Origin of the sequence: Nonomuraea basaltis, from assembly GCF_005893125.1 — a bacterium.
In the GTDB taxonomy this organism is placed as follows: Bacteria; Actinomycetota; Actinomycetes; order Streptosporangiales; family Streptosporangiaceae; genus Nonomuraea; species Nonomuraea basaltis.
Window position 1 is genome coordinate 37,425 of record NZ_VCJS01000038.1, and the last position, 23,472, is coordinate 60,896.

A 23,472-nucleotide genomic window follows, 5' to 3' on the forward strand; every position below is an offset into this window, starting at 1 on the left:
GAGTGAAGTGGGAGGGGCGACGCTTCGCCCCGCGTCGCGACTCGATCGGAATCGAGTCTGGTGCGGGCACCTCCCCGGCTCATTGCCGCCACCCGGTGTATCCGAGGTAGGGAGAGCCTTACCCGACGAGGACCTGCCGCTCTTCCAGCGGGCGCAGGGCCTGGCCGGGGGCAGCGGCGTTCACGTCACCGGAGAGCTCACCTGCGACCGCTCGCCATTCGCGAGCGGCTCGTATCGGGCGCGCCGGGCGATGACGGAGAATCCGAGACGCTGGAAGAGGGCGGCGGACGCGGGGTTGTTGACGTTGATGTCCAGGAAGACCTCGGTGTCGCCATGACGGCGCATGCGTTCCATGGCGGTGGCGGCGAGTGCCCTTCCGAGGCCGCCCCGCCGCCATTCCGGTATGGAGCCGACCTGGACCAGAAACCCTTCCGCGCAGGCCACGAAGCCGGCGGGCGTCCCGTCGGCTGTTCGCGCCACCAGGGAGCACTGGGGCAGGAACTCGTCGTCGACCAGCCAGTCGATCCACTGCTCTTGCGACCAGCCGGGAAAGCCGGGACGATCCGCAAAAGAAGCCTGGTAGGCCTCATAGAAAGCGCCTTGATTGTTCGCCGTCCATTCCTCGAGCCGAATGCCCTGGGGAAGGGGAATTTGCGAAAGGGGACGCGTCAGGTCGCATCGGCAGACATCTTCGGCGAACGTCTGCCGGAGACCCCGCGACAGGAAAAGCTCATGGGCCTCCTGCGTCAGCGACTCGGTCTCCACCTGGAGGCGTTCTGATTGCCGCTTCGCCACGTCGAGTAGCCGGTCGAGGAGGCTGGACCCCAGGCCGCGCCCGCGGTGAGCGGGATCGACCAGCGCGGCTATGGCGGACGCCGCCTTCATGGGACGCACCGCTCCACAAGCGAGCAGCTCACCGTCGCCGAAGGCGCCCACGGCGGTTACTCCGGCACCGGCGTATCGCCGCGCCAGAAAGCCCGGCGATGTGGTCGCCCGGAGCCCGCCATCGCGCACCATGCACCTGCGGGCGAGATCGGCGATCTCCGCGATGTTCCCGTCGGCCAGCGCGGCCCATTCGACGTTCACCATCGATTTCCTCTCCATGGGGGCGATAAGCATATTGGCGAGCGTGCGAGAAAGCGTTCCATTATCCGTTCGTGCCGGCCGTCCTGGCGGCGTCGCGCCGGTTGGTGGCCTCGTCCAGCAGGAGCGCCTTGGGGCGGTGCGGCGCGGGTCGAGGACACGGCTGCCGGCACACCGGCCGGCGCCCGCGAGCCTCCTGGCCCTTGTGGATACTTACCGTTACGTTCGAATACCGAAAGCAGTCGATCGTGATGGGGGATCAAGATGACTCAGAGCTTTGGTGCGGGCTCCGCCGGCGACACCGTGCAGAATGTCGTACGTTCGATAACGGAGTTTCTCCAGCAGGCCGGCGAGCGCCAGGACGTGCCGCAGGACATCCGCGACCGTGCCCGCGAGCTGCAGGCGGGCCTGACGCAGGTGTCCGGCGGACCGTCGATGTCGTTCTAGGCGCTAGCCCGCCTGCCCGGTCTCGGAAACTCGGCGGCCTTCGCGGTCCAACGCGGAGGCCGCTTTCAGGCGCGCCCACTCGGCACAATATGCTGAACAACATTGTTGCCCATCTGTCGCCCTAGGTTTAGCCTCGTCAGGCATTCACAGAGAAGGGCGACCCATGCCGCACGAAGACGGCCCGATCAGCGGTGAGCAGGCAAAACAGCACGCGCTCGCGGGACTGCGCGAGGCCATCACGCAGGGCGACATGGTGCCCGCCCAGCGCCTCGTCGAGAGCGAGCTCGCGGAGCGGTTCGGGGTGACCCGGGGGAGCATCCGGGCCGCGCTGATCGACCTGACCGCCGAAGGGCTGGTCGAGCGCATTCGCAACCGGGGCGCCCGGGTGCGGGTCGTCAGCGTCGAGGAGGCGGTCGCCATCACCGAGTGCCGGATGGTCCTCGAAGGGCTGTGCGCGGCCAAGGCGGCGGCGCGGGTCACCGACGAGCAGCTGTCGGAGCTCACGGCCCTGGGCGAGGCGATGGTCAAGGCGGTCGCCGACGGCGAGCCGCTGACGTACTCGGCGCTCAACCGCGAGCTGCACGCCTGCGTCCGCGACATCTCCGGGCAACGACCGGCGGTCGAGTTGCTGGAGCGGCTCAACGCCCAGCTGGTCCGGCACCGGTTCCAGCTCGCCCTGCGGCCCGGGCGGCCGCAGCAGTCCCTCAGCGAGCACCTGGCGCTGATCGAGGCGATCCGCACCCGCGACCCGGAGGCGGCCCAGGCCGCCGCGCACGCCCACCTGGCCAGCGTCATCGAGGCCCTGCGCGCACATGCACGCGATCAAGCAGACACCCGCGGCACCCCTTCTCCCGCCTGAGTCGCCGCGCGCCGGCGCGCTCATCCGGCGCCCGGCTGGACGGCCACGGTCGACCGCGCGATCGGTGCCTCAGCCCGCCGGCCGCCACCGGCTGCGGTGCGGCCCGGCGCGCTGGTCGTCTTCGCCTCCCACGTAGCGGTAGACCTCCACGTCGTCGATGATCACCAAGCCCTCGGTGACGAGCTCGTCGAGCTCGGCGAGGAAGCCGGTGATCTTGGGTTTGGCGTCCACGATGACGATCGCGATCGGGAGGTCGTCGCCGAGCGAGAGCAGGTGGGGAGTATGGATGCGGGAGGAGGCGCCATACCCCTCCAGCCCGCGGAACACGCTCGCGCCGGCCAGTCCCTTCTTGTGGGCTCGGTGGACGATCTCGGCGTACAGCGGCTTGTGGTGGTACTGGTCCGACTGCCCGATGAAGATCGTCAGCCGGGCCGCCGGTCCGTGCAGTCTCATGGGCGGTGTCCTCTCGCCGCTGGCTCGGCCGGCAGGCCGTTCAGACCGGCCGCTCACCGGTCACGTTCCCATCCCGCGCGGCGGGCATCCGTCCTCTTACCTGCGGCGCACAATGAGAACAGGCACGTGTCAGGAGGCGAGCCAATGAGGCTGTACGGCAGAGCCACCCGGCTGACGATCCTCGTGGGCGAGGACGACCAGTACGGCCACCGCCCGCTCTACACCGAGATCGTGCACCGCGCCCACGCGCGAGGGCTGGCCGGGGCCAGCGTGTTCCGCGGATTCGAGGGCTTCGGCGCGGCGTCGCGCGTGCACACCACCCGCATCCTGTCCCTCAGCGAGGACCTGCCCATCGCCGTCGTCATCGTGGACACCGAGGAGAAGATCTCCGAGTTCGTCGCGCAACTGGACGAGCTGGTCGCCGAGGGACTGATCATCAAGGATCCCGTCGAGGTCTATCGCTACGCGGGCGGGGGCACCGCATGACCTTGCCGCTCACAGCGGCCCTGGGCAACGCGGAGCACCGTCCCAGGTGACGGGTCAGGGGCGCGGCCAGGGTCGTCCGGAGAGGCGCTCGATGGCGGTGTTGAACCGTTTGAGGCAGCCGGCCAAGGTGGCGACCTCCTCGGGCGTCCAGTCGGCCAGGATGCTCTCGAAGGTATGGGTGCGCTCATCCCGCTCGGCGTCGAGGCGGCGCTCGCCTTCGCCGGTGATGCGGAACTTGCGGGCGATGCCCCCTTCCGGGTCGGGGATGCGTTCGACCAGTCCGGACCGCATCAAGGCGGCGGTCTGCCGGTTGAGGGTGGAGACGTCCAGGTCGAAGGCGTCGCTGAGCTGTCCGATGGACATCGGGCCCTGCATGCGGATGCGGCTGAGCAGGATGTAGGCGCTGCGGTCCAGCCGCTCGCCGTCCAGCTTGGCGTGGGCCAGGTGGACGTGCCGTCCGAGCAGCATGGTCTCGTACTCGATCAAGTAAGCGAGCTCGTCCATGCCGGTCCTTCTCCCGATCTGCGCGACTCCGAGGTTCTGCCTGGGCACGTCGGTATGTATACCACAATTCATGTGCATCGCGCATATATTGTGCATCACGCACATGATGTGTAACGTGCACATCACCGTCGAGCAGGAAGAGGACCCTCATGCCAACCATGAAGTCAGTACAGACCAGCGCGGCCGGCGCGGTCGAAGTGGTAGACCTCGAGCGCCCGGCCCCCGGCCCCGGCGACGTGCTGCTGCGGATACGCGCGTGCGGCATCTGCGGCACCGACGTGAGCTTCGTGCAGATGGGCGGCATGCCGCTGGGCCCGGACGGACGTACGGCGGCGCTGCCTCTGGGGCACGAGCCGGCAGGCGAGGTCATCGAGGTCGGAGCGGACGTCACCGGCCTCAAGGTGGGCGACCGCGTCGTCGTCAACCCGATGGCCGCCCCCTCCGGCATCATCGGCAACGGCGGCGCACTGGGCGCCATGCGCGAGTACCTGCTCATCGAGGACGCCGTCGTCGGCAAGAGCCTTGCGGTGTTCCCCGACACGGTCCCCTTCGACGTGGCCGCTCTCAACGAGCCCATGGCGGTGGCGCGGCACTGCGTCAACCGGTCCGAGGCGCGGGCGACGGACAAGGTCGTGGTGTTCGGGGCCGGTCCCATCGGGCTGGGCGCGGCGATCTGGCTGAAGCTCCGCGGGGTCGAGCACGTCGCCGTGGCCGACGTCATCCCCTCGCGCCTCGAGAAGGCGCTGGCCGTCGGGGCGGACGCCGTCATCGACTCCTCCCGCGAGGACGTGACGGCACGCCTCACGGAGCTGCACGGCACGGGGGCCAACGCCCTCGGCGCGGCCCGCCCGGGCACCGACATCTACATCGACGCGGCAGGCGTCCCCGCGGTCGTCAACACCGCGCTGGCCTCGGCCAAGTGGGGGGCGAAGCTCGTCATGGTGGCGGCGCACAAGAAGATGGCGCCCATCGACATCGCCGCGATGCTCAGGAGCGAAATGACCTTCACGGCGTCCATGGGGTACCCCACCGAGATCTTCGAGGTCACCCCGGAACTCGCCGAGCACTGGGAGCGCTTCGCGAAGCTGATCAGCCACCGCGTGCCCTTCCCCGACGTCGAGCGGGCGTTCCAGCTCGCGCTGACGCCGGGAGCGGCCGAGAAGGTGGTCGTGACCTTCGACGACCAGCGGTAGGCCGGGCCCGGTTCAGCAGCTCGGCCCGCGTGACTGCCGCCCAGTTTTACTCTACATTGGTATTGCGACGCATCATGAGAATGTAGTGGATACTGGTTGGGGTGCTTCCGCTGAACGACACATTGAAGATCGAGGACGCGCGGGACCGGGTGCTGGTCCGGCTGGACCGCCCGCACGTGCGCAACGCGATCGACGCGGCGATGGTGGCGGACCTGCATGAGGTGTGCGCCGAGCTGGAGAGGCGGCCCCGGATCCTGGTGATCACCGGGGCCGGCGGGATCTTCGCCGCGGGCGCGGACATCCGGGAGCTGCGCGAGCGCCGCCGCGAGGACGCGCTGGCGGGCATCAACAGCGGCCTGTTCGAACGGATCGCGCGGCTGCCGATGCCTTCGATCGCCGCGATCGACGGACCGGCCCTCGGCGGCGGTGCGGAGCTGGCCTACGCCTGCGACTTCCGCATCGCCACCCCGCGGGCCCGGTTCGGCAATCCGGAGGCGGGGCTCGGCATCATGGCCGCGGCCGGGGCCTGCTGGCGGCTGCGCGAGCTGGTCGGCGAGCCCCTGGCCAAGGAGGTCCTGCTCGCCGGGAGGGTGCTGTCGGCCGAGGAGGCGCTGGCGGTCCGGCTGGTGAACGAGCTGGTCCCCGAGGACGAGTTGCCGGCCGCGGCGGATCGGCTGGTCTCGCGCATCGCCAGGAACGCGCCGCTGGCGCTGCGGCTGACCAAGCTCGCGCTCGCCGCTCCGCCCGGCGCGCACCCGAGCTTCGACAACGTGGCGCAGGCCGTGCTGTTCGAGACCGAGGACAAGCACGAGCGCATGACCGCGTTCCTGGAGCGGCGCCACTAGAAACGACAGCGAAGAACTCCGGGTGCCGGCCGTCAGGCGGTGCCGGCGGTGCTGTGGGTGCCGGCGGTCAGGTGGGCGCGGCCGGCGGCGGTGAGCACCCGGTCGTGGCCCTCGGTGACGATCAGCGGCGGTTCCGCCTTGTACAGATCGGCCACCGCCGCGCGCTCGAGCCCGGCCTCGCGGGCCGCCTGGTGCGCCTCCAGCTTGTGCATCCGATCGCCGGCGTCGGCGATCCGCTGGAGAAAGGTCCGGACGGGGTCGGCGGCGGGGGCGCCTGCGGGCTGGGGGCCGGGCAGTTCCAGCAGCATCGTGAGCTGCTCGATGATGCCGAGCACGGTCTCACGCCAGGCGTCGGCGGTGGCCTCGCGATTCTCTCCGGCGCCGCCGGAGCCCTGCCAGGTCCGCTTCGGGAAGCGGTGCAGGTACTCGCGTTCGAGTTCGAACATGCGGGAGGTGTGGCGGGCGAACTGCTCGGCGCTGCCGTGCAGGAAGACCCAGTTGCGCGTCGCGTGCGCCAGGGCGCCCTGCCGTTCCAGTTCCTCGTCGCTGAGCTCGGCGGCCGGCCGGCCGTGGACGTCGTGGTGAGTCATCGGTCTCTTTCCTTCACGGGTCGAGCCTGCGCAGTTCGTGCCGGTAGCGCTTGGCGTTGTCGCGGTACTCGTTCACGCCGAAGTCGATCCACTCGCTCTGTGCGGTGCCGTCCATCGGCCTGGGGCGGGCGGGCACGCCGAGCGCCATGTGACCGGCCGGGACCTCCAGGCCCTCGGGTACGAGCGCCTGCGCGCCGACCACCGAGCCCGCGCGCACCACGGCGCGGTTCAGGACCACCGAACCCGAGCCGATGAGGCAGCGGTCCTCGACCGTGCAACCTTCGAGGTGGGCCCGGTGCCCGACGACGCAGTCGCTGCCGATCACGGTGGGCCACCGCTCGGTGGTGTGCAGGATGGTGCCGTCCTGGATGGAGGTGCGCTCGCCGATCTCGATGCGGCCGAAGTCGGCCCGCAGCACGGCCGCCGGCCACACCGACGACTCCGCGCCGATGACGACGGTGCCGATGACGACGGCGTCCGGGTGGACGTAGGCGTCCGGATGGATCCGGGGGACCTGGTCTCCGAGGGCGTAGATGGGCATCGGTCACCTCCCGTTGGCGAGCACGGCCCTACCGGCCCGCGACCAGAGGCGTGTCAACGCCGACGCGGCCCGTCTTGTGCGAACCCCCCGGCGCGCCGAGGGCCGCGTCGCGGCCCGGCAGGGCCTCGACGAAGAAGCGGCGGTTGTCCTCGACGAAATCGGCGTGCTCGGCGGCGACCCGCCGGTCCTGGCTGATCGCCTCGACGGGGCACACGGGCTCGCACGCGCCGCAGTCGATGCACTCCTTGGGGTTGATGTAGAGCTTGCGGTCCCCTTCGTAGATGCAGTCGACCGGGCACTCCTCGACGCATGACTTGTCCATGACGTCGATGCAGGGTGCGGCGATGACGTACGGCATGTGGATCTCCTGAACTAGACCGGGGCGGGGTTGTCGGTCGAGTGCCCCGGGAAGAGCTGGGCGGCGGGGTCGAGGTGCACGGCGGCGTTGTTGACGGCCGTCGCCACCTCGCCGAAGCCGACCGCGATCAGGCGGACCTTGCCCTCGTAGTCGGCGATGTCGCCGGCCGCGAACAGGCCGGGCACGTTGGTGCGCATCGCGGAGTCGACCACCAGGTGACGGTTGTCGTGCAGGTCGAGCCCCCATTCGCGGAGCGGCCCGAGGTTGGCGGTGAAGCCGAGGGCCGCGACGAGCCGCTGGCACGGGAGAGCGCGGGTGCCTTCGGCCGCGCCGACCTCGATGTGCTCCAGCCGTTCGCCGCCGAGGGTGGCGGTGACCTGGGCGTTGGTGATGATCTCCACGGGGGACGCCTTGAGCGCCTCGACCGAGCCGTGGTGGGCGCGGAACGCGGCGCGGCGGTGCACGAGCGTGACGGTCCGCGCGACGGGGTGGAGCATGAGGGCCCAGTCCACGGCGCTGTCGCCGCCGCCGACGACCACGACGTCCTTGCCCGCGTAACCGGCGCTGTCGGGGACGAAGTACTCCAGGCCCCTGCCGAGGAACTCCTCCCCTGCCGGGAGCGGGCGGGGGGTGAAGGTGCCGATGCCGCCCGTCACGATGACGGCCCCGGCGGCGATCTCGACTCCGGCGCTGGTCTTGACCACGAGCAGGTCGGGCCCCTCGTCACGGGGCACGCGGTCGAGCCGCTGGGCCTCCTGGCCGAGCACGTACACGGGGTCGTACGGCGCGGCCTGCTCGACCAGGTTGCCGATGAGGCGACGGCCGGAGACGGCGGGGAACCCGGCGATGTCGAAGATCTGCTTCTCCGGGTACATCGCGCTGACCTGGCCGCCGACCTGGCTCAGCGAGTCGACGACCGCCGTGCGCAGGCCGCGCACGCCGGCGTAGTAGGCGCCGAAGAGGCCGACCGGCCCCGCTCCGACGATCAGCACGTCGACCTCGAGCGCGCTCATCAGCTCATCCCCTCGGCGATGATCTGGCGCACCCGGAAACGCTGGATCTTGCCGGTCGCGGTCTTGGGCAGCTGGTCGAGGAAGACCACCTGACGGGGGCGCTTGAACGCGGCCAGGCCGTCGCGGCACCACTGGATGAGCTCCTCGGCGGTGACCTCCCCGCGGGTGACGACGCAGGCGACCGGCTTGTCGAGCCCGTGCTCGTCGGCCATGCCGACCACGGCCGCCTCGGCGACGTCCGGGTGCTCCAGCAGGCGGGCCTCGACCTCGGTCGGCGACACCCAGATGCCGCCCGCCTTGAGCAGGTCGTTGCTGCGGCCCAGGCAGGTGTAGAAGCCGTCCGGCGAGCGCACGTAGGTGTCGCCGGTGTTGAGCCACTCGCCCAAGAACACGGTGCGGCTGGCGTTGGTGCGCCGCCAGTAGCCCAGGGCGATGGACTCGCCGCGCACGTGGAGGGAGCCGGGCTCGCCGTCGGGCACGAGCGTCCCGTCGGCGTCGCGCAGTTCGATCTCGTAGCCGGGCACCGGGCTGCCGGTGGTGCCCGGGCGCACCTCGCCGGGGCGGTTGGACAGGAAGATGTGCAGCGCCTCGGTGGAGCCGATGCCGTCGATGATCTCGACGCCGAAGCGGCGGGTGAACCGCTCCTGCAGCGGCGCGGGCAGCGCCTCGCCGGCCGACGTGCCGAGCCGTACCGACGTGAAGGTGTCGTCGGGCAGGTCGGCGGCGAGCAGGGCGGCGTAGAAGGTGGGGACGGCGAAGAACAGGGTCGGCCGCTCCGCGGCCATGCGCTCGGCGGTCACGGCGGGGGTGGGGCGGCGTGGCTCCAGCACGGTCGCGGCCCCGGCCGAGAGCGGGAAGAACATCGAGTTGCCGATGCCGTAGGCGAAGAAGAGCTTGGCGACGGAGAAGCAGACGTCGCCGGGGCTGATGCCCAGCACCTGGTCGCCGTAGGTCTGGCAGACGTGCCGGATGTTGGCGTGGCGGTGCATGGCGCCCTTGGGGGTGCCGGTGGTGCCGGAGGTGTAGAGCCACAGGGCCCAGGAGTCCTCCGGGGTGGCGGCGGGCTCGCGTGACTGCCCTTCGCCGGCCTTGAGCAGCTCCGCCCAGGTCCAGGAGGTGATCGCGGCTGGGGCGGGGGCAGGCACGGTGTCGCCGTCCCACACCAGGTGGCGCACCTCGGGCGCCATGGTGAGGGCCTCCTGAATCTGAGGGGCGTACGCGGGACTCGCCACCACGACGGCGGCGCCGGCGTCGGCGATGATCGTGCCGAGCTCCTTCGCCCCCAGCATGGTCGAGACCGGCACGGCCACGAACCCGCCGCAGAAGGCCGCGAGGATCCCGGCGAACATGGGCACGTCGTCGTTGGTGACGAACAGCACGCGGTCGTCGCGGCGCAGGCCGAGGGCGCGCAGCGCGGCGGTGACGGTGCCGACGAGGTCCGACAGCCCGGTGTACGTGAGTGTGACGCCGTCGCGGCGGACCGCCACCCGGTCGCCGCGGCCCTCCGCCACGTGGCGATGGGTGAGCCAGTCTCCGGCGTTGAATTGAGTGCCGACTGTGTCCATGGGTCGCTCGCTCATGATCAGACCCGCTCGAGGTCGTAGTCGCCCTTGCGGCCGGAGCCGTAGCGGCGCAGGGCGCCGTCGGGGCCGGACGCGTTCGGGCGGATGAAGATCCAGTTCTGCCAGGCGGTGAGCCGTCCGAAGATCTTCGTCTCCAGGGTCTCCGGGCCGACGAAGCGGTGGTTGGCCTCCATGCCGGTCAGCGCGTCGGGCGACAGCGACGCGCGCTCCTCGAGCACGATGCGCAGCTCGTCCTCGAAGTCGATGTCGTCCAGGGCCATGGTGACCAGGCCGAGCTCCTGCGCGGCGACGGCGTCCAGCGGCTCGCCGATCTTGCCGCGGACGGCCTCCAGGTCGTGCTCGTTGCCCCAGAATCTCGATTGGAGCCGGGACAGGCCGTTGCCCATCGGGAAGTCGCCGTCGTTGGACGGGCTGAGCCGGATGGTGGCGGGCACGGCGTCGTCGTCGCGGTCCTCGTAGACGCCCTCCAGCATGTACTGCCGGTCTGCCGCCAGGGCCAGCTCCGCCAGCAGGCCGGCGAAGGCCGTGCCCGGCTCGATGACGGCGATGAGGCTGCGGCTGGTGACGTCGAGCCGCTTGAGCGTGCGCTTGTAGTAGTGGCGCACCTCGTTGACGAACCAGTCGCCCGCCAGCTCGCGCAGCTGCGCGTCGTAGGCCAGCACCCGCTCCGGGTCGCCGGCGGCGCGCAGCACCCAGATGCCGAGATCCGGCTCGTTGGTACGCAGATGCAGGATCAGGTCGTCCAGCGCGCGGGTCACGGCCAGCGGCCAGTAGTCGGCGCCCTGGGCCGACACGGCGGCGGCGGCCGGCGGGGCGTCGTGCGGGCCCGCCACGGTGATCTCGACGACGTGGTTCGCCCGGTCGATGCGGGCGGAGAGGTACGGGTAGGTGATGAGGTCGCCTTCGTCCTTGCGGTCGAGCGGCGTCAGGGTCACGCCCTCGGCGCCCGGGGGCCGCCCGGACGACGCCACGGCCTCGCCCGCCAGCCTGGCCACCTCCGCGGCGAAGGCGTTGCGCGGCACGGTGGCGTCCACCAGGCCCCACTCGACGGCCGTGCCGCCGCGGAAGCCCTCGGACTTGGTGGCGAACATGTCGGCCCGGTCCCTGCGCACGTGCCGCTTGTCCACGACGCGGGTCAGGCCGCCGGTGCCCGGCAGCACGCCGAGGAGCGGCACCTCGGGCAGCGAGACGGCAGAGGACCCGTCGTCCACGAGGACGATCTGGTCACAGGCAAGCGCCAGCTCGTAGCCGCCGCCCGCGGCGGTGCCGTTGAGCGCGGCGATCCAGGTCTGGCCGGAGTGCTCGGTCGCGTCCTCGATGCCGTTGCGGGTCTCGTTGGTGAACTTGCAGAAGTTCACCTTCCACGCGTGCGAGGACTGGGCCAGCATCCGGATGTTGGCCCCGGCGCAGAACATCCGGTCCAGGCCGCCGGTCAGCACGACGGCCTTGACCTCGGGGTGCTCGAAGCGGAGCCGCTGGACGATGTCGTACAGCTCGATGTCGACGCCGAGGTCGTAGGAGTTCATCTTGAGCTCGTAGCCGGGGACCAGACCGCCGTGCTCGTCGACGCGCAGCGTGACGGTGGCCACCGCCCCGTCCACCTGGAACGTCCAGTGGCGGTAGCGGTCCGGGGAGGTCGCGAAGTGGACCACCGGTGGAGGCGAAGGTTCAGCGGGGACAGTCATTGCGGGCTCCGTTTGGCGGGGGGACAAGTGACCTGGTTCCTAATGTTCGACGTTTCTTGGATGTAACGTCAAGAGTCTGTAGCATTTATTGCCGGGCGCGCATGGACGACGAGGCCGCCGCCCGTGAACTAGAGGAGGCCTTCCTCGGCCAGGTGCACGTAGTCGAACTCGACCGGCTGGTCGTTGATGCCGGTCTGGGGCGGGGCGATCCAGCCGGCGAACTTGCCGTATTCGTATTCGGGGACCATGAGGGCGGCCACGTTCTCGCGGTCCTGCGGCGTGGGCAGCCACTCGGCGTCCCGGGCCTGCCAGGCGGCCTCGTCGACGACCTCGCCGTCCGGGGTGATGTGATGCCCCGCGTACACGCCGACCTTGCGGTTGAAGCCCTCGTGCGGCAGGTAGAGCCGCTCGGCGAGCCCGGCGTCCTCCAGCGCCTGGTTCCAGCGGCGCACGCCGTTGGCGCAGTCGGCGACGTACTCGTCGCGCAGGTCGAGGTTGAGCGCGCTGAGCATCGGCACGGTCTTGGTCGTGATCTGGCCGTCCTCGACGTAGCTCAGCTCGCGGGTGGCGTCGAGCAGGACGTGGTCGTCCTTGCGCCGGGTCTCCATCCAGCGGCCCTTGAGGCCGGAGGTGAAGTAGTTGCCGGCGTTCGTCGACTGCTCGGAGCCGAACAGGTCCATCGAGACCGAGAACTGGAAGTTCAGGTACTTCTGGATCACGTCCAGCGGGATGCCCCCATGGGGGAAGACGTCGGCCGTGCCGTGCTCCTTCATGAGCTCCGCGGTGCGCTCCAGGATCCGCTGGACCCCGGTGGTGCCCACGAACATGTGGTGGGCCTCCTCCTTGAGCATGAACTCGCAGGTGCGCGCCAGCGGGTCGAAGGCCGACTCCTTCAGGGTGCCGAGCTGGTATTTCCCGTCCCGGTCGGTGAAGTAGGTGAACATGAAGAACTGCAGCCAGTCGGTGGTCTCCTCGTTGAAGGCGCCGAGGATGCGGGGCGAGTCGAGGTCGCCGGAGTTGCGCTTGAGCAGCTGCTCGGCCTCCTCCCGGCCCTCGCGCCCGAAGTAGGCGTGCAGGAGGTAGACCATGGCCCACAGGTGGCGGCCCTCCTCCACGTTGACCTGGAAGAGGTTGCGCAGGTCGTAGATGCTCGGCGCGGTGTTGCCGAGAACGCGCTGCTGCTCGACCGAGGCGGGCTCGGTGTCGCCCTGCACGACGATCAGGCGCATCAGGTCGGCCCGGTGCTCGCCGGGCACCTCCTGCCAGGCGGGCTCGCCCTTGTGCTTGCCGAAGTTGACCTTGCGGTCGGGGTTCCGCTCGGCGAGGAAGATCCCCCAGCGGTACTCGTCCATGGGGACGTGCTCGAAGTGGGCCCAGCCGTCCCGGCCCACGGCGACGGCCGTGCGCAGGTAGACGTCCTTGGTCGGCAGGGCGGGGCCGAGCTGCTTCCACCAGTCGAGGAACTTCGGCTGCCACCCTTCGAGCGCGCGTTGCAGGCGGCGGTCGCCGGCGAGGTCGACGTTGTTCGGGATGCGTTCGCTGTAGTCGACCCGGCTGAGCGGGCCGGAAGGCGCGGGGGCGGAGCCGGTACGGGGGTCGGTGCTCATCGCTGCTCTCCTGTCACGGGAAAAGTTCTACCGTTCTTTGACGTTATTGCGATATCGAGTCGAGGAACGCCGGGCCACCCTGCAGGGCGGTGCGCTGGAGGTGGGCGTACACGGCACGCAGCCCGCCCTCCTCCTGGCCGCCGCCCGCGCGGCCGGGCCCGCCGTGGACGAGCTGGGGCATGGGGATGCCGTGCCCGGTGGACTCCCCCGCGCTGTCGCGGTCGAGCACGAGGATACGGCCGTGGTGGGCGGCCGCGCCGAGCACGACCTGCCGGACGAAGTCCCCGTCGCTGGAGACCACCGAGCCGGCCAGGGATCCCTCGCCGCGGGCGATCAGCTCGCCCAGCTCGGCGATGCCGCCATACGGCATGAGCGTGCTCACCGGCCCGAACGCCTCCACCTCGTGGGGTTCCTGGCGGGCCACGTCGTCCACGCGCAGCAGCAGCGGCGACAGGAACGCGCCGCGCTCGGCGTCCGCCCCCGCGACCTCGACCTTGTCCGGGTCGCCGGACACGATCGAGCCGGCCGAGGCGAGCCGCGCGACCGCCGCCCGCACGTCCTCGCGCTGCTGCAGGCCGACGAGCGCGCCCATCGTGACGCCCGCCGCGTCCGGCGCGCCCACCACGACCTGCGCGAGCCTGGCCGCGACCGCCTCGGAGACGGCGTCGATGAGGCTCGCCGGCACGAACGCGCGGCGGATGGCGGTGCACTTCTGCCCCGCCTTGACCGTCATCTCGGTGACGAGCGCGTCGGCGAACAGGTCGAACTCCGGCTGCCCCGGCACGGCGTCCGGGCCGAGCACCGAGCAGTTGAGCGAATCGGCCTCGGCGTTGAAGCGCGCCGAGCGGCGGGTGACCGCCGGGTCGGAGCGCAACCGGGCGGCCGTGTCCGCCGACCCGGTGAACCCGATGTGGTCCTGCCCGCCGAGCAGGTCGAACAGGCCGGGAACACCTCCCGCGACGAGCTGGATCGCCCCCGGCGGCAGCGCTCCCGACTCCTCGATGATCCGCACGGCGTGCGCCGCGATGTACGCGGTCGGGGTGGCGGGCTTGACGATGGTGGGCAGCCCGGCGAGCAGGGCGGGCGCGAGCTTCTCCAGCATCCCCCAGACCGGGAAGTTGAACGCGTTGATCTGCACGGAGATCCCGCGCGGGGTGGTGAGGATGTGCCGGCCCGCGAACGTGCCGCCCTTGCCGAGCGGCACCGGGTCGTCCTCGACGATCAGCGTGTGGTCGGGCAGTCCCTTGCGGCCGAGACCGGCGTAGACGAGCGCCGTGCCGATGCCGCCGTCCACGTCCACCGCGGCGTCGCGGCGCGTCGCCCCGGCCCGCGCCGACAGTTCGTACAGCTCCTGCCTGCGCTCCTGCAGCGCCAGGGCGGCCGCCTTGAGGGCGGCGGCGCGCTGCGGGAAGGTCAGCTCGCCGAGCGCCGCCAGGCCGGTGCGGCGGGCGTACGCGACCGCGGCGGCGAGGTCGAGCCCTTCACTGGTGACCCGGGTGACGGTCTCGCCGGTCACCGCGTCGGCGACCGGGACCCCCTCCCCCGCGCCGGTGTGCCAGGCCCCTTCGAGATAGCTCCGCAGCGTCATGCCTCACTCCAGTCGTAGAAGCCCTTGCCGGTCTTGCGCCCCAGATGGCCCTGCTCGACGAGCCGGACGAGCAGCTCAGGCGGGGCGAAGCGGGGGCCCAGCTCGCGTTCGAGGTAGCGCGCGATGCCCAGCCGCACGTCCAGGCCCACCAGGTCGGTGAGCCGCAGGGGCCCGGTCGGGTGGCCGTAGCCGAGCGTCATCGCGGCGTCGATGTCCTCGGCCGCGGCCACGCCGGACTCGACCATGCGGATCGCCTCGAGCCCGAGGAGGACGCCGAGCCTGCTGCTGGCGAAGCCGGGCGCGTTCCTGACGACGACGGCGGTCTTGCCGAGCGCCGTCACCCACGCGACGGCCCGGTCCCGGAGGGCGGGGCCGGTGGCGGTCGCGATGACCACCTCGACGAGCCTGCTCGCGGGGACGGGGTTGAAGAAGTGCAGCCCGAGGAAGCGCTCGGGCCGGGCGAGCGCCTCGGCGAGCGTGTCGAGCGAGATGCTGCTGGTGTTGGAGGCGATGACCGCGTCCGGTTCGACGGCGTCCTCGACGGCGCGCAGCGTGGCGAGCTTGAGATCGAGGTCCTCGGGCACCGCCTCGACCACCAGCCCGGCTCCGGCCAGCCCGGCCTGGCCGGTGACCGTGGCCAGGCGGGACATCGGCTCGTCCGCGGCCGCGACGAGGCCTCGCTTGGCGCTGCCCTCGACGGCGCGGGCCACCCGGTCCCGGGCGGCGGCCGCGGCCTGCCCGTCGCGCTCCACCAGCGTCACGTCGCGGCCGGCGAGGAGCAGGGCGTGGGCGATGCCGGCGCCCATCCGCCCGCCGCCCACCACCCCGCAGCGCTCCGGCAGTGCGGGGGTGGTCCCGATCATGGCCATCTCTCACCTCGATGTACGTGCACACCCTAAACTTGCCACACTTGTATTGCGTTACGGAAGTCAGATGTAGCAAATCGAGCGCCCTGGACACCGCGGAACCTCGGAACGGCCTCCCTAAGCGCGTCGTACAACATCACTCTGACCGCCGCCCAGCAGGCACGAGTACGTTACGACACAGGTCTCGATTAATTACAGACCCTTGACGCCTCAACACGGAACTGTAGATTCTGTGCCCACCATGTCAGCGCGACGCGCCGACGCCGATCTCCCGAGGAGTCGCCATGGGTGTTCTCTCCGTTGTACTCCGCGCACTACGACCGGGCACGACCGTTGTCGTGGTCGCGACGGGCGCCCTCGTGCTGACCGGTTGCGCGGGTTCGAGCCTCAGCCAGTCCGGCGGCGAGCAGGCCGCCGGCGCCGTGAAGATCGGGTTGCTGGTGCCACTCTCGGGCGTGTACGCGCCGCTCGGCGAGGACATGCGCAACGGCTTCCAGCTCTACCTCGACCAGCATGGCGGCAAGCTCGGCGGGAGTACGGCGGAGGTCGTCAGCGCCGACGAGGGCGAGGGCCCGCAGACCGGCGTGCCCGCCGCCCAGAAGCTGGTGACCCAGGATCAGGTGACCGCGGTGGTCGGGGTGGTCAACTCCGCCACGGCGCTCGGCCTGCGGGACTTCTTCCACGAGTCCAAGAAGCCGCTGCTGATCGCCAACGCGGGCGCGAACGACATCACCGGCGCCCGCAAGTCCGAGTACGTGTGGCGGACCAGCTTCGCCAACGGCAAGGTCAGCGCCGCGCTCGGCGCCGCCGTCGCCAAGGAGGTCAAGGGCGACGTCTACCTCATCGCCGCCGACTACGCCGCGGGCAAGGAGATGGTCGCCGGGTTCCGCAAGACCTTCGAGGCGGCGGGCGGCAAGGTCGCCGGCGAGAAGTACACCCCGTTCGGCAAGACGCAGGACTTCCAGCCCTTCCTGTCGGCGATCCGCGGCTCCGGCGCCAAGGCGGTCTACAGCTTCTACGCCGGCGCCGAGGCGGTGAGCTTCGTCAAGCAGTACCGGCAGTTCGGGCTGGCCGACGGCACGCCGCTGTACGGCACGGGCTTCCTCACCGAGGGCGGCGTGCTGGACGCGCAGGGCGAGGCCGCGGCCGGCGTGAAGACCTCCCTGCACTACTCCACCGAGCTGGACACCCCGCGCAACAAGGAGTTCGTGGCCGCCTACCGCAAGGCGTACAACGAGGCGCCGACGGTGTACGCCGTGCAGGCCTACGACTCCGCGGCCGTGCTCGACAAGGCGCTGCCCAAGGCTCCGGGCGGCACCGGCGACGAGCTGGTCAAGGCACTGGGCGGCGTCGGCCCGGTCGACAGCCCGCGCGGCCAGTGGAGCTTCGGCGCCGACCAGGACGCCGAGCAGAAGTACTACCTGCGCGAGGTCCGCTCCAGCGGCGGCACGGTCGTGAACGCGGTCGTCGGCGAGCTGAGCGCGGTGCAATGACCGGACATCTGGTGAGCGTGCTCAACGGGCTGGCGATGGGCTCGCTGCTGTTCGCCATCGCGCTGGGGCTGTCGCTGGTGTTCGGCATGATGGACGTGCTCAATCTCGCGCACGGCGCGGTCTACCTGGTGGGCGCCTACATCGCGGTGGCGCTGGCCGCCGACGGCGCGAGCCTGGCGGCCTTCGTCCTGGCGGTGCTGGTCGCCGCCGTGGCGGGGGCTCTGCTCGGCGGCGTGCTGGCGGGCCTGACCCGGGCCACGCCGCACCATCTCGACCAGGCCCTGCTCACGCTCGGCATCTCCCTGGTGGTCGCCGAGTCGCTGTCGGTGGTCTTCGGCAACGACGTGCATTCCATCGCCGCGCCCGGGCCGTTCGCGGGGAGCGTCGCGGTGTTCGGCGAGATCTATCCGGTCTACCGGCTACTGGTGATCGGGTTCGGGGTGGTGCTGGCGGTGGCGGTCTACGTCCTGGTGGAGCGGAGCCCGCTCGGCTCGGTGATCCGCGCGACCGTGGCCGACCGCGGCATGGTGTCGGCGCTGGGCATCAACACCGGCCGGGTGCTGGTGGGGGTGTTCGCGGCGGGAGCCGCGCTGGCGGCCGTCGGCGGGGTGCTGGCCGGGCCGATCCTGGGCGCCCAGCCGGGGCTGGACGAGAAGGTGCTGCTGCTCGCGCTGGTCGTGGTGGTGATCGGCGGCCTGGGCTCGGTCCGGGGCGCGCTGCTCGGCGCGGTCCTGATCGGGCAGGTGCAGGCGCTCGGCACATCGCTGCTGCCGGAGTACGCCTCGTTCCTGGTCTTCGCCGCGATGGGCCTGGTGCTCCTGCTGCGCCCGGCCGGGCTGCTTCCCGCCCGCGGGGCGGTGCGCGCATGAAGACGACGACATCGACCGTCGACCGGGCGGAAGCCGTGGCCGGTGCCACGGCCCGGCCCGCGCACCGTAAGAAGGTGCTCGCCGTGGCCGTCATCGCGCTGCTGGTGGCTGCGCCGGTGGTGCTGGGGGCGTATCCGGTGACGACGATGACGCGGATGCTGGCCTTCGCGGTGCTGGTGCTCAGCGTCGACCTGCTGACCGGGGTCACGGGCCTGCCCACGCTGGGGCAGGCGGCCTACTTCGGCACCGGCGCCTACACGGCCGTGCTCGTCGGGCTGCACATCACCTCGGACGCGATGGTGCAGGCGCTCGCCGGGCTGGTGGCCGGCCTGGTCGCCGCCGCCGTCACCGGATGGGTGGCGGTCCGCGCCCGGGGCATCGTGTTCCTCATGCTGACGCTCGCGATCGGCGAGTCGGTGCATCAGGTGGCCGACACCTGGCCGGCGCTGGGCGCCGGCAACGGCCTGGCCGGGATGCCGCCGATCACCCTGTTCGGCGGCCCGCCGATGCTCGCCGCCGGGTTCGTCTACTGGTGGGTGCTGGCCGTGGCGGTCGCCGTGTTCGCGGCGGTGGCGCTGGTCGTCCGGTCCCCGTACGGCAGGACGCTGCGCGGCATCCGCGACAACGAGTCCCGGATGCGGGCGCTCGGCTACCGCCCGGCGCTCGCCAGGTACGGCGCCTTCTGCCTGGCGGGAGCCGTCGCGGGCACGGGCGGCGCGCTGTGGGTGGCGCAGGCCAGGTTCGTCTCACCAGGGGATCTGGGCTTCGAGGTGGCGGCGCTCGCCCTGCTCAGCGTCGTCATCGGCGGGGCGGGCAGCCTGTGGGGGCCGTGCCTGGGCGCGGCCGTGGTGCTGCTGGTGCGCGACAACCTGTCGGCCTCCATCGGCGGGCACGGTCCGCTGGTGCTGGGCCTGGTGTTCGTCGCCGTCGTCTTCCTGTTCCCGCGCGGTCTGGCCGGGCTCGCCGGTGGCCGCCGCAGAAAGGAGAGCCCGTCGTGACCCCTCTTCTGGAGCTGCGCGGGCTCACCCGCTCCTACGGCTCGCTCACCGCCGTCGACCACGTGGACCTGGCGGTGGTGCCGGGCGAGCGGCATGCCCTGATCGGGCCGAACGGCGCCGGCAAGTCGACGCTGTTCGCGACCGTGGCGGGAACGCTTCCGGCCACCGGCGGGAGCGTGCTGTTCGACGGCGTGGACGTCACGGCCCTGCCCGAGCACGAGCGGGCCCGGCGCGGGCTGCTGCGCACCTACCAGCACTCCAGCCTCTTCCTGGACTGCTCGGTGCTGGACAACGTCGCGCTCGCCGTCCAGCGGATCCAGCGGGTGGCGTACCGGTTCGACCGGGCGGCGCGGCGCTTCCGGCGTACCGAGGCCGAAGCCCGCCGTCACCTGGAGTCGGTCGGGCTGGCAGGGCGGGCCGCCGACCGGGCGTCCGCCCTCTCCCACGGCGAACGCCGGCAGCTCGAGGTCGCGATGGTGCTCGCCGCGGAGCCCTCCCTCGTCATGTTCGACGAGCCCACGGCGGGCATGTCCGCGGCCGAGACGGAACGGTTCGCGGAGCTGGTGGAACGGCTGCCGGAGAGCCTGACCCTGCTGATCGTGGAGCACGACCTGGACGTGGTGTTCCGGCTGGCCCGCCGCGTCACCGTCCTGCACCTGGGGCGGGTCCTGGCCTCCGGGCCGCCCGAGCTGATCCGGGCCGACGACGAGGTGCGGCGCGCCTACCTCGGCTCGGCCAGAACCGACGATCTCTTCACCGGAGGCCCCCGATGACGGACGTGCTCACCGTGCGCGACCTGCGCGCGGGCTACGCGGGCAGCACTGTGCTCGACGGCGTCGACCTCACCGTGCCCGCGGGCGGCGTGGTCGCGCTGCTCGGCCGTAACGGCGCCGGCAAGACCACCTTCGTCCACACGGTCATGGGCATGCTCAAGCCGTACTCCGGCAGCGTCCGCGTCGGCGACCGCGAGCTCGCCGGGGCGGCCGCGCACACCGTCGCCCGCAGCGGCGTCGCGATCGTCCCCCAGGGCCGCCGGGTGTTCGCGCCGCTCACCGTGGAGGAGAACCTGCGCATCGCGGCCGGGCGAGGGCGCGACGGCTGGACGCCGGAGCGGGTCTACGAGCTGATGCCGCGGCTCGCCGAGCGCCGCGGCAACCGGGGCGACCAGCTGTCCGGCGGCGAGCAGCAGATGCTGGCGATCGGCCGGGCGCTGCTGCGCAATCCGCGCCTGCTGCTGCTCGACGAGCCGTCCGACGGCCTCGCGCCCGCGGTCGTCGACCACGTCGCCGACCTGCTGGAGGGACTGCGCGGCGAGGGCATCGCGGCCGTGCTCGTGGAGCAGGACCTGCACCTGGCCTTCCGGCTGGCGGACGAGGTGGCGGTCATGCAGAAGGGACGCATCGTGCACCGCAGCCCCACCCCTGAGTTCCGGGCAGACCGCGCCCGCGCGCATGCCCTGCTCGGCGTCGGCTGACCGATGGACATCCGGGTTCCCTCATCCGGTCGCGCTGCATACCATGCGCATACGTGTGCTCACCTGAGCGAACATGCACCACCTGGCGGAGGTCGCCATGCGTACCAGCCACATCACCCCGATTTCCGCGAACGAGACCGGGCTGCGTCCGGAGATCGCACTGTCCTGGCGGCGCTGCCAGATGAGCGGCCTCGGTCCCTCGGCGCCCGACCTCCGCATCGAGCCGGACGCGGTCGATCGGCGCAGCCGCCTCGTCGCCGCCGCGCAGCCGGTCCTGCAACAGCTCGCCGAACAGCTCGGTGACGCGGACTTCTGCGTCATGCTCGCCGACCGGGAGTCGCGGATCGTCGACATGCCCATCGGGGCCCGGAGGCTGCGCAACCGGCTGGAAGGGCTGGGCGTGGTGGCCGGTGGCGTGTTCATGGAGGAGACCACCGGGACGAACTCGATCGCCACGGTGTACGAGCTCCGCCGCGGCCTCGCGGTGCACGGCGAGGAGCACTATCTGGAGTCGTTCAAGCAGTTCAGCTGCTACGGGCACCCGATCACGCACCCGGTGACCCGCAGGCTGGAAGGCGTTCTCGACATCACCTGCCTGTCCGAGGACGACTCCCCGCTGCTCGGCCCGTTCCTCACCCGGGCGGTGGCTGACGTCGAGGAGCGGCTCCTGCGCACAGCGCGCCACGCCGAGCAGCGCATGCTCGCCGCGTTCCAGGCCGCCGCGGCCGGGCACCACCGGCCGGTGCTGGTGCTCGGCGAGGGCGTGGTGCTGGCCAACTCCGCGGCCGTGGACCTCCTCGACCCCGTCGACCACATCCGCCTGCGCGAGCTGGCGGCCGATCTGGGCGGCCGCGCCGGGCACTCGCGGAGCCCCGAGACGCGCTTCCTCGAGCTGTCCTCAGGACGGCGGCTCGCGGTCCGGCTCCAGGCCGTCACCCCCGGAGCCGACGGCGTGCTGTTCGATTTCACCGATCCGGATGAGACCCGCCAGGTCCCGCACCGCGCCCGCGTCGCGCCCGCTCGCCCGGGGACCTCGGTGTACGTCGGCGGAGCGCCGGGAACCGGCCGCACGACGACCGTGCGGTCGCTGGCCGGGGAGGCCGGGATCGTGACGCTCGACGCCTCCGAGGCGGCCGTCAAGGGCGAAGGCGAGTGGCTGGCCGCCCTCGATGCCGCCGCGTCCGGCCATCCGGGGCTGCTGCTCGTCGAGGACACCCACCTGCTGCCCGACGCCTGCGCGGTTCACCTGCGGCACCTCATGGAGCGCGCCGCGCTGTGGATCGCCCTGACCGGGCCTCCGGCCGCCGAGCTGAGCGGCTACGCGGCCACGCTCGCCGCCGGGTGCCCCGCCCGGATCGAGCTGCCCGCGCTGCGGGACCGTGCCGGAGAGCTGCCGGGGTTGGTGCGGGCCATGCTCCACGACCTGGGCGCCGGCGATCGAGTACGTTTCACGCCCGCCGCCCTCGCGGCCCTGGCCGGTCACCCATGGCCCGGCAACCTGCGCGAGCTGCGCACGGTGCTCCAAACGGTGCTGGCGCATCGTTCGGCGGGCGACGTGACGCCCCGGGACCTGCCCGCGAGCTACCAGGTCAGCCCCCGGCTGCGGCGGATGACGCCGTTGGAGCGGGCCGAGCACGACGCCATCGCCGCCGCGCTGCGCGAGCTCGACGGCAACAAGCTGCGGGCCGCCCAGCGGCTGGGCATCAGCCGGACGACGCTCTACAGCCGGATGCGGGCCCTGCAGATTTCTGTGTCCAATAGTTGAACAGTGCACGGGGCGCACGCCGCCATATTTTGCCAGTGAGAAACACACTGGCAAAGGAGCCGTAACGTGCGCATCACCGCCGCGCTGACCGAGACCAAAGGCGCTCCCTTCACCCTCGCCTCCCTCGAACTGGACGACCCCCGGCCGGGCGAGGTCGTCGTACGGATGGTGAGCTCCGGCGTCTGCCACACCGACCTGATCGTCCGCGACCAGTGGTACCCCGTGCCCCTGCCCGCCGTGCTCGGCCACGAGGGCGCCGGCGTCGTGGAGGCCGTCGGCGACGGCGTCACCTACGTGGCGCCCGGCGACCACGTCGTGCTCTCGTTCAACTCCTGCGGCGGCTGCCGCACGTGCGACCTGGGCCGCCCGGCGTACTGCGACCAGTTCTTCGCGTACAACTTCGCGGGCTCGCGCACCGACGGCAGCATGTCCCTGCACAGGGAGACGGGCGACGTGCACGGCGTCTTCTTCGGCCAGTCGGCCTTCGCCACCTACGCCCTGGCCAACGAGCGCAACGTGGTGAAGGTGGACCGGGACGCGCCACTGGAGCTGCTCGGCCCGCTGGGCTGCGGCATCCAGACCGGCGCGGGCGGCGTGCTCAACTCGCTCAAGCCGCCGGCGGGCAGCAGCATCGCGGTCTTCGGCGCGGGCTCGGTCGGCATCAGCGCCGTCATGGCCGCCGCCGTCGCGGGCTGCACCACCATCGTCGCCATCGACCTCAACGAGCAGCGCCTGGAGCTGGCCAAGGAGGTGGGCGCCACGCACGTGATCAACGCGACCGCGGGCGACACGGTGGACCGGCTGCGCGACCTCACCGGCGGCCTCGGCGTCGACTACACCGTGGAGACCACCGCGGTCCCCGCCGTGCTGCGGCAGGCGGTCGACTCCCTCAACCAGGGCGGCACCTGCGGCCTGATCGGCGCCGCCGCGCTCGGCACCGAGGTCTCCCTCGACATGTCCGTGCTGCTGTTCGGCCGCAGCGTGCGCGGGATCGTCGAGGGCGACAGCGTGCCGCGCCAGTTCATCCCCAAGCTCGTCGACCTCTACCGGCAGGGCCGCTTCCCGTTCGACAAGCTGATCAAGACGTACGCCTTCGAGGACATCAACCAGGCGGTGGAGGACTCCGAGAAGGGCACCACCCTCAAGCCCGTCCTGACCTTCGCCTGAGAGGA

24 protein-coding genes are annotated in these 23,472 nt (G+C 71.6%); 12 read left to right on the plus strand and 12 right to left on the minus strand.

The features are described 5' to 3' along the window. Window positions 1–180: 180 nt before the first annotated feature. The gene (locus EJK15_RS19750; protein ID WP_206060978.1) at window positions 181–1,089 is read right to left on the minus strand and encodes a GNAT family N-acetyltransferase; all 909 of its coding nucleotides are present in this window, start codon (window positions 1,087–1,089) and stop codon (window positions 181–183) included. Window positions 1,090–1,347: 258 nt separating this feature from the next. Between EJK15_RS19750 and EJK15_RS19755 the strand changes: the two genes are divergently transcribed. Together EJK15_RS19755 and EJK15_RS19760 are read left to right on the plus strand one after the other, a co-directional pair. Next, a complete protein-coding gene (locus EJK15_RS19755; protein ID WP_138711925.1) occupies window positions 1,348–1,530 on the plus strand; it encodes a hypothetical protein in 183 nt (60 codons plus the stop codon). Between the two features lie 163 nt (window positions 1,531–1,693). Then, the gene (locus EJK15_RS19760) at window positions 1,694–2,389 is read left to right on the plus strand and encodes a GntR family transcriptional regulator (RefSeq protein ID WP_138711926.1); all 696 of its coding nucleotides are present in this window, start codon (window positions 1,694–1,696) and stop codon (window positions 2,387–2,389) included. A gap of 69 nt (window positions 2,390–2,458) precedes the next feature. On the opposite strand, the gene EJK15_RS19765 is transcribed toward EJK15_RS19760, so the two are convergent. Continuing rightward, the gene (locus EJK15_RS19765; RefSeq protein ID WP_138711927.1) at window positions 2,459–2,842 is read right to left on the minus strand and encodes a DUF190 domain-containing protein; all 384 of its coding nucleotides are present in this window, start codon (window positions 2,840–2,842) and stop codon (window positions 2,459–2,461) included. A 144-nt stretch (window positions 2,843–2,986) separates the two neighbouring features. Between EJK15_RS19765 and EJK15_RS19770 the strand changes: the two genes are divergently transcribed. Then, complete coding sequence (locus EJK15_RS19770; protein ID WP_138711928.1) at window positions 2,987–3,328, plus strand: DUF190 domain-containing protein; 342 nt, start codon at window positions 2,987–2,989, stop codon at window positions 3,326–3,328. Between the two features lie 54 nt (window positions 3,329–3,382). Here EJK15_RS19770 and EJK15_RS19775 read toward each other — a convergent pair whose 3' ends face one another. Then, a complete protein-coding gene (locus EJK15_RS19775; RefSeq protein ID WP_138711929.1) occupies window positions 3,383–3,832 on the minus strand; it encodes a MarR family winged helix-turn-helix transcriptional regulator in 450 nt (149 codons plus the stop codon). A 158-nt stretch (window positions 3,833–3,990) separates the two neighbouring features. Here EJK15_RS19775 and EJK15_RS19780 point away from each other — a divergent pair, with 158 nt between their 5' ends. Both EJK15_RS19780 and EJK15_RS19785 read left to right on the plus strand, forming a co-directional pair. Next, window positions 3,991–5,025 (plus strand): zinc-dependent alcohol dehydrogenase, encoded by a 1,035-nt coding sequence (locus EJK15_RS19780; protein ID WP_206060979.1) that lies wholly within the window; start codon window positions 3,991–3,993, stop codon window positions 5,023–5,025. Window positions 5,026–5,126: 101 nt separating this feature from the next. Next, a complete protein-coding gene (locus EJK15_RS19785; RefSeq protein ID WP_206060980.1) occupies window positions 5,127–5,870 on the plus strand; it encodes an enoyl-CoA hydratase/isomerase family protein in 744 nt (247 codons plus the stop codon). Window positions 5,871–5,902: 32 nt separating this feature from the next. Here the strand turns inward: EJK15_RS19785 and EJK15_RS72835 are convergent, their stop codons facing one another. From EJK15_RS72835 to EJK15_RS19830, 9 genes are all read right to left on the minus strand, one after another. Further along, entirely contained in the window at window positions 5,903–6,460 is a 558-nt protein-coding gene (locus EJK15_RS72835) for a DUF6158 family protein (protein WP_206060981.1), read from the minus strand. 13 nt (window positions 6,461–6,473) lie between these two features. Then, window positions 6,474–7,001 carry a gamma carbonic anhydrase family protein gene (locus EJK15_RS19795; protein WP_138711931.1) on the minus strand — a complete coding sequence of 176 codons (528 nt, stop codon included), beginning with the start codon at window positions 6,999–7,001 and terminating at the stop codon, window positions 6,474–6,476. Between the two features lie 28 nt (window positions 7,002–7,029). Continuing rightward, window positions 7,030–7,359 carry a ferredoxin gene (fdxA, locus tag EJK15_RS19800; RefSeq protein ID WP_138711932.1) on the minus strand — a complete coding sequence of 110 codons (330 nt, stop codon included), beginning with the start codon at window positions 7,357–7,359 and terminating at the stop codon, window positions 7,030–7,032. 14 nt (window positions 7,360–7,373) lie between these two features. After that, on the minus strand, window positions 7,374–8,372 hold the full coding sequence (locus EJK15_RS19805) for an NAD(P)/FAD-dependent oxidoreductase (RefSeq protein WP_138711933.1): 999 nt from the start codon (window positions 8,370–8,372) through the stop codon (window positions 7,374–7,376). Then, entirely contained in the window at window positions 8,372–9,952 is a 1,581-nt protein-coding gene (locus EJK15_RS19810) for a benzoate-CoA ligase family protein (protein WP_240777067.1), read from the minus strand. The genes EJK15_RS19805 and EJK15_RS19810 overlap by 1 nt, the downstream gene beginning before the upstream one ends. Window positions 9,953–9,954: 2 nt before the next feature. Next, window positions 9,955–11,640 (minus strand): 2,3-epoxybenzoyl-CoA dihydrolase, encoded by a 1,686-nt coding sequence (gene boxC / locus EJK15_RS19815; RefSeq protein ID WP_138711934.1) that lies wholly within the window; start codon window positions 11,638–11,640, stop codon window positions 9,955–9,957. Window positions 11,641–11,768: 128 nt separating this feature from the next. Continuing rightward, window positions 11,769–13,247, minus strand: a complete 1,479-nt coding sequence (boxB, locus tag EJK15_RS19820) for a benzoyl-CoA 2,3-epoxidase subunit BoxB (RefSeq protein ID WP_138711935.1) — start codon at window positions 13,245–13,247, stop codon at window positions 11,769–11,771. 43 nt (window positions 13,248–13,290) lie between these two features. Further along, window positions 13,291–14,835: a phenylacetic acid degradation bifunctional protein PaaZ gene (gene paaZ / locus EJK15_RS19825; protein ID WP_138711936.1), complete on the minus strand. Its 1,545-nt coding sequence runs from the start codon at window positions 14,833–14,835 to the stop codon at window positions 13,291–13,293. Next, window positions 14,832–15,698 carry a 3-hydroxyacyl-CoA dehydrogenase family protein gene (locus EJK15_RS19830; protein ID WP_138711937.1) on the minus strand — a complete coding sequence of 289 codons (867 nt, stop codon included), beginning with the start codon at window positions 15,696–15,698 and terminating at the stop codon, window positions 14,832–14,834. The genes paaZ and EJK15_RS19830 overlap by 4 nt, the downstream gene beginning before the upstream one ends. A 287-nt stretch (window positions 15,699–15,985) precedes the next feature. On the opposite strand from EJK15_RS19830, the gene EJK15_RS19835 reads away from it, so the two are divergent. The 7 genes from EJK15_RS19835 (at window position 15,986) to EJK15_RS19865 (ending at window position 23,467) form a co-directional block, all read left to right on the plus strand. Continuing rightward, entirely contained in the window at window positions 15,986–17,194 is a 1,209-nt protein-coding gene (locus tag EJK15_RS19835) for an ABC transporter substrate-binding protein (protein WP_138711938.1), read from the plus strand. Beyond that, window positions 17,191–18,063 carry a branched-chain amino acid ABC transporter permease gene (locus EJK15_RS19840; protein ID WP_138711939.1) on the plus strand — a complete coding sequence of 291 codons (873 nt, stop codon included), beginning with the start codon at window positions 17,191–17,193 and terminating at the stop codon, window positions 18,061–18,063. The genes EJK15_RS19835 and EJK15_RS19840 overlap by 4 nt, the downstream gene beginning before the upstream one ends. Next, window positions 18,060–19,061 carry a branched-chain amino acid ABC transporter permease gene (locus EJK15_RS19845; protein WP_138711940.1) on the plus strand — a complete coding sequence of 334 codons (1,002 nt, stop codon included), beginning with the start codon at window positions 18,060–18,062 and terminating at the stop codon, window positions 19,059–19,061. Before EJK15_RS19840 ends, EJK15_RS19845 begins: the two co-directional genes overlap by 4 nt. Next, window positions 19,058–19,834, plus strand: a complete 777-nt coding sequence (locus EJK15_RS19850; protein WP_138711941.1) for an ABC transporter ATP-binding protein — start codon at window positions 19,058–19,060, stop codon at window positions 19,832–19,834. The genes EJK15_RS19845 and EJK15_RS19850 overlap by 4 nt, the downstream gene beginning before the upstream one ends. Continuing rightward, on the plus strand, window positions 19,831–20,535 hold the full coding sequence (locus EJK15_RS19855; protein ID WP_206060982.1) for an ABC transporter ATP-binding protein: 705 nt from the start codon (window positions 19,831–19,833) through the stop codon (window positions 20,533–20,535). The genes EJK15_RS19850 and EJK15_RS19855 overlap by 4 nt, the downstream gene beginning before the upstream one ends. A 73-nt stretch (window positions 20,536–20,608) precedes the next feature. Beyond that, the gene (locus EJK15_RS19860; protein WP_206060983.1) at window positions 20,609–22,300 is read left to right on the plus strand and encodes a sigma-54-dependent Fis family transcriptional regulator; all 1,692 of its coding nucleotides are present in this window, start codon (window positions 20,609–20,611) and stop codon (window positions 22,298–22,300) included. 66 nt (window positions 22,301–22,366) lie between these two features. Then, window positions 22,367–23,467, plus strand: a complete 1,101-nt coding sequence (locus tag EJK15_RS19865) for an NAD(P)-dependent alcohol dehydrogenase (protein WP_138711942.1) — start codon at window positions 22,367–22,369, stop codon at window positions 23,465–23,467. The last annotated feature ends 5 nt before the right edge of the window (window positions 23,468–23,472 follow it).